This is a genomic window from Microbulbifer mixtoriginis (SeqCode), from assembly GCF_052466765.1.
Window position 1 is genome coordinate 1,307,663 of the sequence record NZ_CP174289.1, and the last position, 13,434, is coordinate 1,321,096.

The 13,434-nt window shown below is 46.3% G+C and carries 14 protein-coding genes; 11 read left to right on the plus strand and 3 right to left on the minus strand.

Annotated elements, in window-relative coordinates:
* Window positions 1-169: 169 nt before the first annotated feature.
* Window positions 170-1,414, plus strand: a complete 1,245-nt coding sequence (locus tag ACJJIV_RS05805) for a cytochrome-c peroxidase (RefSeq protein WP_444891082.1) — start codon at window positions 170-172, stop codon at window positions 1,412-1,414.
* 28 nt (window positions 1,415-1,442) lie between these two features.
* Complete coding sequence (locus ACJJIV_RS05810; protein ID WP_353505467.1) at window positions 1,443-1,643, plus strand: hypothetical protein; 201 nt, start codon at window positions 1,443-1,445, stop codon at window positions 1,641-1,643.
* Window positions 1,644-1,743: 100 nt separating this feature from the next.
* On the opposite strand, the gene ACJJIV_RS05815 is transcribed toward ACJJIV_RS05810, so the two are convergent.
* The gene (locus ACJJIV_RS05815) at window positions 1,744-1,884 is read right to left on the minus strand and encodes a hypothetical protein (protein WP_252084852.1); all 141 of its coding nucleotides are present in this window, start codon (window positions 1,882-1,884) and stop codon (window positions 1,744-1,746) included.
* A 30-nt stretch (window positions 1,885-1,914) separates the two neighbouring features.
* On the minus strand, window positions 1,915-2,325 hold the full coding sequence (locus ACJJIV_RS05820) for a reverse transcriptase domain-containing protein (protein ID WP_444891697.1): 411 nt from the start codon (window positions 2,323-2,325) through the stop codon (window positions 1,915-1,917).
* Between ACJJIV_RS05820 and ACJJIV_RS05825 the strand changes: the two genes are divergently transcribed.
* Both ACJJIV_RS05825 and ACJJIV_RS05830 read left to right on the plus strand, forming a co-directional pair.
* Complete coding sequence (locus tag ACJJIV_RS05825; RefSeq protein ID WP_252084851.1) at window positions 2,281-2,502, plus strand: hypothetical protein; 222 nt, start codon at window positions 2,281-2,283, stop codon at window positions 2,500-2,502. The two genes, ACJJIV_RS05820 and ACJJIV_RS05825, sit on opposite strands and share 45 nt — an antisense overlap.
* A 614-nt stretch (window positions 2,503-3,116) precedes the next feature.
* Entirely contained in the window at window positions 3,117-3,350 is a 234-nt protein-coding gene (locus ACJJIV_RS05830) for a DUF5062 family protein (protein ID WP_252084850.1), read from the plus strand.
* 259 nt (window positions 3,351-3,609) lie between these two features.
* On the opposite strand, the gene ACJJIV_RS05835 is transcribed toward ACJJIV_RS05830, so the two are convergent.
* Window positions 3,610-5,019: a YdgA family protein gene (locus ACJJIV_RS05835; RefSeq protein ID WP_444891083.1), complete on the minus strand. Its 1,410-nt coding sequence runs from the start codon at window positions 5,017-5,019 to the stop codon at window positions 3,610-3,612.
* Window positions 5,020-5,741: 722 nt separating this feature from the next.
* Here ACJJIV_RS05835 and ACJJIV_RS05840 point away from each other — a divergent pair.
* The 7 genes from ACJJIV_RS05840 to nuoF all read left to right on the plus strand — a co-directional run bounded on the left by ACJJIV_RS05840 (window position 5,742) and on the right by nuoF (window position 13,398).
* Window positions 5,742-7,298, plus strand: coding sequence for a transposase (locus ACJJIV_RS05840; protein WP_444889496.1), 1,557 nt, complete (start codon window positions 5,742-5,744; stop codon window positions 7,296-7,298).
* Window positions 7,299-7,345: 47 nt separating this feature from the next.
* Entirely contained in the window at window positions 7,346-8,068 is a 723-nt protein-coding gene (locus ACJJIV_RS05845; protein WP_444891084.1) for a DUF3885 domain-containing protein, read from the plus strand.
* Between the two features lie 454 nt (window positions 8,069-8,522).
* Window positions 8,523-8,936 carry an NADH-quinone oxidoreductase subunit A gene (ndhC, locus tag ACJJIV_RS05850; protein ID WP_252084847.1) on the plus strand — a complete coding sequence of 138 codons (414 nt, stop codon included), beginning with the start codon at window positions 8,523-8,525 and terminating at the stop codon, window positions 8,934-8,936.
* 18 nt (window positions 8,937-8,954) lie between these two features.
* The gene (locus ACJJIV_RS05855) at window positions 8,955-9,602 is read left to right on the plus strand and encodes a NuoB/complex I 20 kDa subunit family protein (RefSeq protein ID WP_444891085.1); all 648 of its coding nucleotides are present in this window, start codon (window positions 8,955-8,957) and stop codon (window positions 9,600-9,602) included.
* Window positions 9,603-9,643: 41 nt separating this feature from the next.
* Window positions 9,644-11,449: an NADH-quinone oxidoreductase subunit C/D gene (nuoC, locus tag ACJJIV_RS05860; RefSeq protein WP_444891086.1), complete on the plus strand. Its 1,806-nt coding sequence runs from the start codon at window positions 9,644-9,646 to the stop codon at window positions 11,447-11,449.
* A 130-nt stretch (window positions 11,450-11,579) separates the two neighbouring features.
* Window positions 11,580-12,146 carry an NADH-quinone oxidoreductase subunit NuoE gene (nuoE, locus tag ACJJIV_RS05865; RefSeq protein ID WP_444885847.1) on the plus strand — a complete coding sequence of 189 codons (567 nt, stop codon included), beginning with the start codon at window positions 11,580-11,582 and terminating at the stop codon, window positions 12,144-12,146.
* Complete coding sequence (gene nuoF / locus ACJJIV_RS05870; protein ID WP_444891087.1) at window positions 12,124-13,398, plus strand: NADH-quinone oxidoreductase subunit NuoF; 1,275 nt, start codon at window positions 12,124-12,126, stop codon at window positions 13,396-13,398. The genes nuoE and nuoF overlap by 23 nt, the downstream gene beginning before the upstream one ends.
* Window positions 13,399-13,434: the final 36 nt, after the last annotated feature.

Here is a 13,434-nt window from a genome sequence, read left to right on the forward strand (position 1 = left end):
TAATGTAACGCAAATATATACAGCGGATAAGATTAAAATGTTCTCTGTCTCAGAAAGAAAGGGAAGAAGCGAAATTGTAGCTTCAACGAGAGAATTTGCTGTAAAGCAGCATGCAAAGTACGAGGATTACAGCAAGATAATTAAAGCTAATAGGCGCGGGGGGCTGGGTATGTTGATCGTGGCCGGCACCATGATTGCCTTCTCGGTCTTCGTCCTCCCTTTGACGGGGGAAACGGCCACCTCATCAGACACGACACCCGCGGCGCTTCCGCCGCTGCAGAACACCCCACTCCCCGATCGGGTTAAGCTGGGATTCCTTCTTTACAACGACCTGAACATCTCGGCCAGGCGTAACACCGGCTGCGTCACCTGTCACGCGCACTCGGCCGGTTTCGCCGATCCACGCAGTGCCGCCGATCCCGTAAACATGCCGGTCTCCCCCGGGTCCGAGCCAGGGAAATTTGGCACGCGTAACGCCCAGACCGCCGCTTACGCGACGTTCAGCCCCCCATTCCACTGGGATGAGCAGAACCAGACCTATGTCGGCGGGCAGTTCTGGGATGGCCGGGCCAACTCGCTGAAAGACCAAGCAATCGGACCGCCACTCAACCCACTGGAGATGGCCATGCCGAACAAAGAGGCGGTCCTCGCGCGCCTCGCGGAGAATCCGGTCTATCTCGAGGCCTTCCGGCGGCTCTACGGCGTAGACCTCAAGTGGCCACAGGTCGAGATGGTCTACCCCAAGTTCGGCGCCGCAATCGGGTCCTTCGAGCCAACTGACGAGTTCGCCGAGTTCAACTCCAAGTACGACTACTACGTTGCAAGCAAGATCGACCTGACCCCGCAGGAACAGTTGGGACTCCAACTGTTTAATGGCAAAGCCAAATGCAGCAACTGCCATAGTAGCAAGCCGCCGGCGAACTACCCGCATGCCCTGTTCACCGACTTCACCTACGACAACCTGGGGCTTCCTGTGAACCCACGAATCGCCGTCCTGCACGGCGTCGACAGCCTGCCACTCGACCTGGGCCTGGGCGGTAGGCCGGAGATTGCCGCCAAGCATCCCGACGGATCGCAGAATGGTAAATTCAAGGTGCCCACTCTCCGCAACATTGAGATCACCCCACCCTACGGGCACAACGGCGTCTTCGCCACGCTCGAGCAAATCGTCCATTTCTACAACACCCGTGATACGCTCGGTGAAGTGCCCGACGCAACCGACCCGAACTTCGGAATCACCGGCTGGCCCAAACCGGAAGTCCCTAAGAACGTCAACCGGGCCGAGCTGGGCAACCTCGGGCTGACAGACGAAGAGGAAGCTGCGGTCGTGGCGTTCCTGAAGACGTTGACCGACGACGCGTTCGACGAAAAGGACCTCGAACACCCCGAAGGCCAGGCGCCGCTACGCCGTTGACGATAATCAAATTGTCGAGCAGCTTTGGATGCCTGCAGTCCATTCAAATAACGGTGGATCCTATCCAGGTAGTAGACTTTCGGACATCTCGCTCAGCTGGATGGTAGCTAGTGCCACTAAGCATACCGACCTCTTTCTCGATGAAAAATGCCTCCCATACCCAGATAGCTTTGAATCCAACATCAGGGACTGGTTACGAGAGTCAATCAACCTTGAATCTGACTTCTAGACTTTATCCCTATCAACGCCTGATGAATTAGAAACTACCGGATAGTAGGGATATCGGGAAGAGGTTTCGACACAAATTCGAGAGCACTGATCGACGCAACTTACTGCCTGCGGGTTTCAAAACAATCGGGGATTACTTGGCTTTTAGTATCGTTAACCTTGAGCTTAAGCTTGCGCTCAACAAAGCGTTTAATACTCGCCATAACCCGTCCACCCGCGCGTTTAGAGGAAACGACGATCACAAAATTCTCCGCATAGCAGATAAAATTGTGTCAACGTTTTTCCAGTTCTTTGTCTAGCAGGTCGAGTACAATATTGGAAAGCAGCGGCGATAAAGGGCCACCTTGTGGCACCCCCTCATGACAGGCTTTCCAATATCCATCTTCTACACATCCTGCGCGCAAGTAGCTTGCGATCAATTTGAGTAAACGCTTATCGCTGATTCTTTGGCCAAGTAAACTCATAAGGAAATCATGATTTACTCGATCAAAAAATTTAGATAAATCGACATCCTCCGCTATTCGTTTCCCTTCCTCGATATATTTTCTAAGCTTGCTCACTGCATGATACTGTGATCGTTTTGGACGGAAGCCATAGCTAAACTCCGAAAAAATTTTATCGAAGTTGGGGTGGATAACTTGGGCAACAGCTTGCTGAATAACACGATCAAAGATCGTAGGTATCCCAAGACCTCGCTGACCACCATCTGGCTAGCGGATGTAGACACGCCTAACGGGAAGCGGTTGATAATGACCTTGCCGAATAATTTCAACAATCTCATCGCCAATTACCTTGAAGTGCCGAACAAACTCATTGATGGTAATCCCATCAATGCCTGTGGCACCTTTATTGCCGGCTGACAACAGATCGATAGGCTGCCCTGTCTTATAACTCGTGGATTTTGGTTGAGGCCTTCACCGTGCTCAAGGTATTAATCTTGGCACTTAGCTACTATGCCGTCGGCTGAGTTCTGTTTAATCACCCTGGTCATTTCTGACCGAGGCTCTGGCTATGTTCCACCATTTTTTCTACTCCACGATAGTGGTGGACCTACTTATGAGTCAGCGCCCACGCTGACAGCTAAACAGATCTCCCTAGATAAGAACGTGAACTTTCACTGCACAGCTGCATCATTGACTCTACCTGTTAGATCACCCAGCTAAACCTTATAGAATGTTTCTGTTCCTAAGCTCGAAGTTTTGCTGGCGGATGTCTCCCCAAAAGACCTCGCGGTATTGCAGTTGCCATTCGCTAGTAGTTAGCATTTAATGGAATCCATTAGCGGTGATCTTCCTACAGGGGACTTTCGCCCTATTAGTCCAGGCCCATGCTGAGTGCACCAAGCGCCTGTAAATTGACCTCCGGCCATTGTCATCTTTTTTGCCAAAACCTTAATAAATAAGGTGACAGTAGCCACCGGCAGTTGAGGCGGGCGTTAGGTGCGTAATATCGACGACCTCTTTGAGAGATGATAATGAAGAAACTCAAAAACGAAAAAGAGATGGTGAAAAAGGCTATAGCACTCGGTACTGCATATGGTACCAAGCGAGGCGTTGTCGAATTCGAAGCTACCGATTCAGCTCACGAGAAACTCGAATATATTTACCGTCTTTTAGTTCACGATAAATTAATTCAACCCCTTCCAGAAGACAAAATATCACAGAAGGCTATCATGCATAGGTTAGCAATATGGGCCTCAAAGCAGTGAAGAGAGGAGTTTTATCGTAAGACCAGGAAGTATTTGGTAGACATACTAAAAGGGCTTAAAAAGTCATAGTCATGGATTAGCAGCCATTAGCGCCGATATTCCTACGTTTCACCACAAATAAAAACTAAACCATATCCGGCATTGTTTATAGCTTAGGTAAACACCGTAAACACAAAAAAACCGATAAATCGCCAGCCTTAGAAGAAGAGTATGAAGTGGCTTAAGATAAGCCACTTCAGTCACAAACAGCTAATATCCGCTAAAGGGGCAGCGGCATAGGTTTTTCATTCACCTTAAACTCGCTGTCTTTCAGACTGATATTGGAGCTGTAGCCGTCATTGGTTGATACTAACAAACCTTGTTGCTCAAGAGACGCTAATATGGTCGGCACTTGTTGAGCAGCTACTTGCTCCAGCTGCTCTTCACTCATGCCTTGGGTTTGCGGGTTATTTTTCAATTGAGCTTTCATCACTTGTACGGCCATAAATTCAAACAGGGCTTTATCGCCGCTTAGATTGCCGTCAACTAAGGCATGTGACAGCCAGAAAGCCGGATCTAGTGGTTGCTCCGGTAACACGCTAATGCCAACTAAGCTAGTATGAAGGTTACTGTTAAAGCTGCCTTGCGGGAAAGTACCCCGTAAGCTGGTAATATTCACTTGAGGTTCGCCAGCCACTAAAGATAACAGATTAGCGTTCATAAACTCCATAGCCTTAGATCCTGCGTCTTCAGCAGGCAACGTATTGCGTGAGTAGGCAAAATCCTGATAAGACTTCCAAAATTCTTGGCTGATATTGGCGACCTCAATCTCAAGGGCCAGATCTTCACCATGGAATTCAGCTATGTCGACCTTTTTAGAGCCGTAGGCAACCTGCATATTTCCCAGTTGTTTTTCTTGGTTGAATTCAGTACTGCCCTTCACATATAGGTCAGCAATGTCAATATTTTCGTTTTGTTCTCTATCATTTAAACTGATGGTACCAAGATTAATTGTTATATCAGAATCATAAAAAGCACTTTCAAAGATTGCCTTAAGGGAGGAGGGCATGGTCATATCCATAGTCAACCTTTCAGCCTTGACATCCCTTAACTCAGAAGTGACAGTAAGGCTATCGGCACCCCCCTGGTAAGTTAGTTGCCCATCCTGATATTGCCCGTTACCCTGAAAACCGCTGAAAGTTAACTGAGCTTTATGATCTTCAATATCAGTAGTAAATGGCGTAATGCTGTCGTTATAGTAATAACCACCTATAACATTCATATTGCCATGAAGCTGGTAAAAAGGAGTTTTCTCAGCCCATACCAAATGTTCACGTAATTGATCACTGGCAACTTCTAGCGTCCAGCCAAGCCACCCAAAACCGGCATGTTCACCGAAGCGAAAGGGGCCGTGGGAAGCACTGAAATCTACTTCCACAGAAAAAGATTCAAGTTCAGGGGTATCTGATACATCCGAGAAAGCATTGAGATCCATGCTGACCAAAAAGGTGGCCTGGGTTGAAAACCAGGATGAATCCATGCTTTTTATTTCAACCGTGTATGCCGAATTTTCATTTGCGGCAGTGACTATTTCATCAATGGATGACTCAAGTTGAATGCCGGCAATTTTCGGTGCAACAACACCAGTAAGCACTGCTGCTGGAAGCAATACACTCAATAATTTCCTCATTAAAATAAATCCAAACTACAAATTGGCTGAGAAGTAAGTCTATTATTATCTCATATTTACAGGCAGCTGTAAGTCAAAATATAAAATACTTATTCTTTCTTGGTGTGAACTACAAACGGACACCCCTATAACAACGATATTTAAAGCGGACTCAATGAAACTCACCACATCTACTCCGTAATGTTGGAGGCGGGAAGCCTTGCTCGCCGACAATGCGAACGCTGTAATTAGTTGTAATTGGTACAAACTTTTATATTCTATAAGGGATCGCGTAAATGTAACCATTGGTAAGTTGAGATTCAGTTTGCTGGGCCACCCGAAAGTATAAATTCATGTATTTGTAAATGTAATTATTGCCTACATTCAGCTTTAAAGTGCATCACTTACTCTACCCGTTAGATCTACCGGTTTCTGTATCCTTGGCCAGCTCGTAGTTTTTCTATCGGCCTCCTCCCCACAAGACCTTGCGATATTACAGTTGCCATTCATTATTAGTTAGCATTTAATGAAATCCATTAAACGGTGATCTTCCTACAGGGACTTTCACCCCATTAGTCCACGCCCATGCTGGGTGTACCAAAGCCATCAACCATTGCCAGTAAAGCTGCCTGGACCTCTGCACTATGTGCTCCAGCCGCTTATGACGGCGTTCAGGCTGTAGAAAAACTCTTAAAAGGTAGCTTTTTTGTTAAAATGGAGGTCTTGATGTCGAGATTATCCATATGCCCAACTTCAAACGTTACGATTACAACCAAGATGCAATGGTCGTCATCAATTTCGAAGAACAATTACAACCTGAAACCTTTGAGTTTACACTTCATCATCTGATTGATGATCATATCGACCTCTCTGCCTTCCATAAAAAATATCAAAATGATAGCGGCGGGCGAACCGCTTATGATCCAGCTATCCTCCTGAAAATCATATTGTTTGCTTACTCAAAAGGCATTACCTCAAGTCGTGAAATTCAATGGCAATGTGAGAACAATATCCTCTTCAAAGCACTGTCATGCGATACCGTTCCGCATTTTACTAGTATTGCAAGTTTCGTAAGCAGTTATCCTGATGCGATTGAGTCGGTGTTTGAGCAAGTGTTACTGGTCTGCGATCAGCAGGGACTGCTTGGAAACGAACTTTTCGCAATAGATGGATGCAAGATGCCATCCAATGCCAGCAAAGAACATTCGGGGACTTTTAGAGAGCTAGCACAGAAGCAGGAAAAAATTCGCAAGAAGATCAAATATTTCCTCAAAGAGCACAAGAGGCTGGATGGCAGGAAGCCTAAAGAAAAAGAGCGAAAGCAAGCGGTAGCTAAAGCGGCGGATACGCTGCAGAAACACTTTGATAAAATTGATCAGTTCTTAAAGAATCATTCCCCCAGGATGGGGCAAGGTAAAAAACCTAAAGAAGTGAAAAGTAATATCACGGACAATGAATCAGCTAAGATGACTACCAGCAAGGGAACCATCCAGGGCTATAACGGTGTTGCCGCAGTTGATAGGAAGCATCAGATAGTTGTTGAGGCCCAGGCCTTTGGAGAGGGCCAGGAGCATCATACATTGAAACCTATTCTTGATGGCATCAGTTGCCATTATCAGAATATAGGAATAGATGAAGACATCTTGGCCAAACAGGTCATCATTACTGCTGATACTGGATTCTCCAACGACGCTAACTACAACTACCTGCGAGAGAACGGCATCAATGCCTACATACCTGATAATAAATTCCGTTCACGTGATAAAGCTTTTACAACGCAAAAAACCAAGTATGGCAAGCGCAATCAAAAAGGTAGGGCTAATGTCCAGAAGACTACCCCAGCTAGTGAATTTACATTCAACAAGAAAAAGAAAACCTGTATCTGTCCTGCAGGAAAAGCCATGCTCTTGTTAAAAGAAGAGCATGTCAGTGAAGGTAAGAAGAAACTACTGTTCGAAGGGCGCCTCACCGACTGCAGGGCATGCAGCCTTAAAAGTCAGTGTATGCGAAACCCAGACTCTGCTGACTCTCGAAAAGGACACGGAAGGCAAGTATCCCTTACGTGGACAAACGGACGGACAGCCACCGACTGGATGAAGAAGAGGGTTGATAGTATCGAGGGCAAGACCATTTATGGACATCGAATGTCTGCTGTCGAACCGGTATTTGGAAACATTGGTACCAATAAACGATTGAATCGCTTCTCGCTACGAGGAAAAAGTAAGGTTCAAGGACAATGGCAGATGTTCTGCTTGGTACATAACATTGAAAAGTTGATGAGATATGGCAGTATCCACTGATTGAGTATAAATTAAGGGCATCAAGATGCCTAAATTTAATACAATGAATGAAATTTGGTGGTATAGATAAAATTTGGCCGAAATTTCAATTGGAGGAATCTGGGAAATGGCAGATTTTTCTAAAACTGTTTTTCTACAGTCTCGTTAAGGCTACAATGAATATTCGAGAATCTATCCAGTCTCAATTTTCCGGAAAAGCTTTCGAAAGACCTTTGTTCTATACCCACAAAGGAGGCCTTCGTTTTGAGCTTTCCTTAGGTGGAGATTGGCTCGATCAATTTGATTTAGCATTACGTAAATCTCACGAAATATATGAAGAAATATTCGATAAGGAGATTGTTGCCTGTTACCGTATCTTTAGTAACGAACCCCTAGTTTCTTCTATCTCCACTTTTCGTGAGCTTAGAAACATTGGATTATTTCCCAAGAAAGTGAAAGAGAAAGAGCACTGGTTTGAGCGTGTAGCGGTAGATGAAGGCTGGATTGAGGGGGAAACTGAAGATTACTGGCATACAATTGCGATAAAACTACCCAAATCAAGTCTGAAGAAGCTACTTTGGTGCAGCATGGCACAAGACTTAGGCGTCAAGCCATGTCCGCTAGTAAACATCTACCTCTTTGATCTAACTAAAGGAGTTGAAGCTTGGCCTTATGATGTTCGAGGCATGGACGTTATTGGCAACAAGGCCATACTGTCTCAGCTATACAAGAAATTCGACTCATACCTTCTCGACTACGATAGAGAGATGATGGACACCAATTTCGGCTAACGCCTTAAATCGGGGGGCACAGTCTCCTGATTTATCTCCGCACCACTCCCCATACGAATCCCAATCCCAGCTCTCTCTATCTTGCATCGCCTTTTCACCTATTTTATTGCGCCATACATGTCTTAAATATCTCCATTTATTGACACAAAATTAAGTTTTCCGATCACTGACGTTAATTATCACAGAATTCCATCTAATAAAAAGTAAAGGTATAAGAATTAAACGTTCCTTAGTGATACTGGCGTAATCTTGGACTAAGCCTTATAAACAGTGAACAAGCAAACAAGGATTTTGGGAGCTAGCAGGCACCTCATTGAAGTAGAGGGCAACTCAAAAGTATTCCATTCGTTTTCTGTACTAGAAATCGTTCCTATCAAAAAAATACCAAGTATTTTCGCGGCGGTACTAAGAATCAATTCGGGCGTGACCCATAAGAAAAACGGGGAGAAAGAAGTTGAACTACCCAGAGCAGCTCAACCCGGAAGTGTGGCCTCTTGTCGTTTATTGCCTTGCTGTACTCGCACTAATTGTCCTGATGCTGAGCCTTTCCTATTTTCTCGGGCAGAAGAGAAGAGATCCCGCAACAGATGAACCTTTTGAATCCGGGATTATCTCCCAGGGCAGTGCTCGCCTGCGAATTTCAGTTGCCTACTATTTGGTTGCCATTTTATTCATTGTATTCGACCTGGAAGCGGTTTATCTGTTTAGCTGGTCAATTGCCTTCTTTGAGACCGGACTTCTCGGCTTTATCGAAGCCACAATCTTTATTGTCATCCTACTGGTAGGGCTGATCTACCTATGGCGCCTGGGTGCATTGGAGTGGGGCGGACAACAAAAAAGTTTGATTGGCCGCAAAAATAATCAATAAAGAAACCAGGAAAACACCATGCGCTGGCAGCTGAGTAAGGCAGATGATGTCATCGCCTCTGACTCCCGTAAGTCAAGTGGCGAGGAACTCGAAGAAGACCTGCAAAAAAATGTTCTACTCGCCAAGTTGGAAGAGTTAGTCGCCTGGGGACGCTCTAATTCACTTTGGCCATTTAACTTCGGGCTTTCCTGCTGCTATGTGGAAATGGCCACTGCATTTACCAGCCGACATGATATCTCCCGCTTCGGCGCAGAAGTCATTCGTGCAACGCCACGGCAAGCTGATCTTATTGTAATTTCTGGCACCGTATTCCTAAAAATGGCGCCTGTGGTACAGCGGCTCTACGAACAAATGATCGAGCCTCGCTGGGTGATATCCATGGGCTCTTGTGCCAACTCTGGCGGCATGTACGACATTTACAGCGTGGTGCAAGGTGTCGATAAATTTTTGCCTGTTGATGTCTATGTCCCCGGGTGCCCCCCACGCCCAGAAGCATTACTGCAGGGTCTCACTCTGCTACAAAAATCCGTTGCTGCCGAGCGCAGAAATTTCAGTTGGGTAGTGGACGAACAGGGAACCAGAAAAGTAGCCAAACCAAGCCAACGGGATTTGCATCGTGAAGAACGGATGCGTACGGAACTACTGCGCTCTCCAGATACGGTTTAAAGCTTAAAGCGCTCTAATAAAACAATAACAATGGGACCCTCATGACAGGCGTTATAGCAAAAAGTATTTACAGTGAGACTGCCTATAGCAAGGAAGCTGAGCTATTCCTGCGTGATATCGACCAGGAATATCATTTGCACAATTACTGGTTGCAACCAAATTGTGGAGATATGCCCACTCTATGGGTAGATGCCCAGTCCCTGATTCCCTTATTGCAATTCCTCAAGGTGGATATTTCTCGTCCATTCGCCATGCTTTACGACCTCAGCGCAATAGATGAGCGCTTGCGAGTAAACCGCGGAGAAGGACCTGAAAAGCAGCCAGCTAGTGATTTTACCCTGGTCTACCAACTCCTCTCTTTCACTCGCAATTTATTTATCCGCATTAAAGTCGCTCTGGACGAATCCAAGCTTTCAGTGCCATCAATTGATAATATTTGGCAAAACGCTAACTGGTATGAGCGGGAGGTTTGGGACCTCTTTGGGATTAATTTCGAAGGGCATCCACATTTGCGCCGGATTATGATGCCCACTACCTGGAAAGGACATCCCCTGCGTAAAGATCATCATGCCCGCGCCACAGAAGTAGACCCTTTCAGTCTTTCTGAAGAAAAAGAGCGTAAGGAGCAAGAGGCACTATTATTTCGTCCTGAAGATTGGGGCATGGCTCGTGCCAATGAAGACTCAGAATTTATGTTTCTAAATCTGGGGCCAAACCACCCCAGTGTGCATGGCGTTTTTCGCATCGCCTTGCAACTCGATGGTGAACAAATAGTGGATGCGGTACCAGATATCGGTTATCACCATCGCGGCGCAGAAAAAATGGCAGAACGCCAAGCCTGGCATACCTATGTGCCCTATACAGATCGCATTGATTACCTGGGTGGCGTTATGAATAACCTGCCCTACGTTTTGGCTCTGGAGCAACTCGCTGGAATTCAGGTGCCAGAACGTGCCCAGGTTATTCGTGTAATGATGTGCGAGTTTTTCCGCATTTCCAGCCATCTCGTCTTTTTCGGCACCTTTGCTCAGGACGTCGGACAGATGTCCCCTGTCTTTTACATGTTTATCGACCGGGAGAAGCTATTTGGCATAGTCGAGGCCATCACTGGTGGGCGTATGCATCCGGCCTGGTTTCGGATCGGCGGTGTTGCCCAGGATCTGCCAGAGGGTTGGGAAAAGATGGTCCGGGAATTTCTCGACTATATGCCACAACGCTTGCGCGATTACGACGGGATGGTAATCAAAAATAAACTGCTACAAAAACGTACACGGGGCATCGGCGTCTACAATACCGCTGAAGCACTGGAGTGGGGAGTGACGGGTCCCGGTCTGCGCGCAACCGGGCTTGAATGGGATTTACGTAAAAAACGCCCTTACAGTGGCTATGACCAATTTGAATTCGATATTCCCAGCTATGATGGTGGTGATTGTTTTGATCGGTGTCGTGTGCGAGTGGATGAAATGTGGCAGAGCCTGCGCATTATCCGTCAGTGCCTGGAAAATATGCCGGCTGGGCCCTATAAATCCGATCACCCATTGACGACGCCTCCACGAAAGGGGCGCACTATGCAGGATATAGAAACCCTCATCCAACACTTTGTAAATAACAGTTGGGGACCTGTAATGCCCGCCGGTGAGGTGTGTTTCCCAATCGAAGCCACTAAAGGCCTCAACAGTTATCAAATTGTCAGCGATGGAGGGACGACATCATACCGCACCAGAATACGCACACCCTCATTCCCACATTTACAAATGATTCCACTTATGTCACGGGGACTGTTAATTGCGGATCTTATTGCAATCATTGCCAGTATTGACTTTGTTATGGCAGATGTTGACCGATAACAACAATAAATTCAGCTTAGATTATGGGGAGTTTTATGAAATACAGGATTCGATGCTCTTATGTCGCAGTAACCACCGGCGGCAGTAGCATCTTCTAGATGCCTCCGTGATTCAACCATAGGAGGCGAAAATGTCCAGCGTACTAGAACCGGAACTGATCGAAGTAATGGAGCAAAGTAACAAGGATCCAGAAGAACTCTCCGAAACCCTCACCGATGAGGAAAAGCGAGAAATTGATGAAGAGGCCTCTCACTATGAGGGAAAATCTTCTGTGGGTTTAGAAGCACTTAGAATCGTACAAAAGTATCGGGGCTGGATTTCAGACGGTAGTCTACGGGCCATTGCAAACTACTTGGAGATGCCTGTAGCCCAACTGGAGAGCGTAGCCACTTATTTTCAACTAATTTTTCGTCAGCCCGTTGGGAAAGAAGTGATCTTGCTTTGTAAAAGTGCCAGCTGCTGGGTTATGGGCTGTGATCAATTACAAAAACACATAAGCCAGAGTCTACAAATTGAACCAGGGCAGACAACAAATGATGGAATATTTACTCTATTGGAGGCTCCCTGCTTAGGCGATTGTGATAAAGCGCCTGTACTCATGCTGGGAGAGGAAATGTATAGAAACCTCGATGAATCAGCTATCGACGCACTAATCGATAAAAAGAAACAAATCCATGCTGACAAATCCTCTCACTAAAAATATCACCAAAGAAAATACCGCAGCAGATATCACCCGGTACCTGGATAATGATGGTTACCAAGGATGGCGCAAAGCGCACTCTATGGTACCGGATGACATTATCAATCTTGTTAAAGATGGCGGGTTACGTGGACGCGGTGGGGCGGGATTTAACACTGGATTGAAGTGGAGCTTTGTTCCCCGAGGCGAAGGATCCCCTGAGCAAAAGTTTGTTGTCTGCAACGCAGATGAAATGGAGCCGGGCACATTCAAAGACCGCCTCCTTATGGAGCGTGATCCACATTTATTATTAGAAGGGATGGCAATTGCTGCCTACGCCATAGGCGCATCCATTGGTTACATATTCATTCGCGGGGAATATCACCTGGCAGCAGAACGCCTGGAGCGAGCAATAGAGGAAGCAAAATCTCAAGGTCTTATCGGAAAAAATATTTTTGATAGTGATTTTTCATTGGAAATTTTTGTGCATCGCAGTGCAGGTAATTATATCTGCGGTGAAGAGACAGCTCTTCTCAATGCTCTCGAAGGGCAACGTGCAATCCCCAGAGCTAAACCACCATTCCCTCAAGTAAGTGGCTTATGGGGTAAACCTACAGTTGTAAATAATGTAGAAACCTTCTGCAATATACCCCATTTGGTAGCATATGGAGTCGACTGGTACCGTGGCTTGGGCGTCGGACAGGATGCTGGCAGTAAAATATTTGGCGTCAGCGGCAAAGTCAAAAATCCCGGCACTTGGGAATTGCCAATGGGTACCCCTATTCGCGAAATTATTGAACAGTATGCCGGTGGCATGAGAGATGGACTTCGGCTAAAAGGCTTCCTACCAGGCGGAGGATCTACTGATTTCCTGGGGCCCGATCACCTTGATCTTCCTATGGATTATGACGTGATCGGCAAGGCTGGTAGCCGTATGGGGACCGGTACAATTATTGTGTTAGATGATAAAACCTGTCCTATTGGGCTGGTACTAAATCTTACACAGTTTTTTGCGCGCGAATCCTGTGGATGGTGTACTCCTTGCCGAGATGGCTTGCCCTGGATTGTGAAAGTTCTGCAAAGAATCGAGAATGGGGAAGGTCTACCCGAAGACCTTGAATTGCTACATGAGCAATGTAAGCGCATTGCCCCAGGTAAAACTTTCTGTGCATTGGCTCCTGGGGCAGCAGAACCCATTCAGAGTTCCCTCAAACTATTTGAACAGGACTATATAGATCATATCAAGAAAGGCTGTTGCCCCTATAAATAACTAGCGAAAGAGATTGGCCGGACTCCCAATAATATC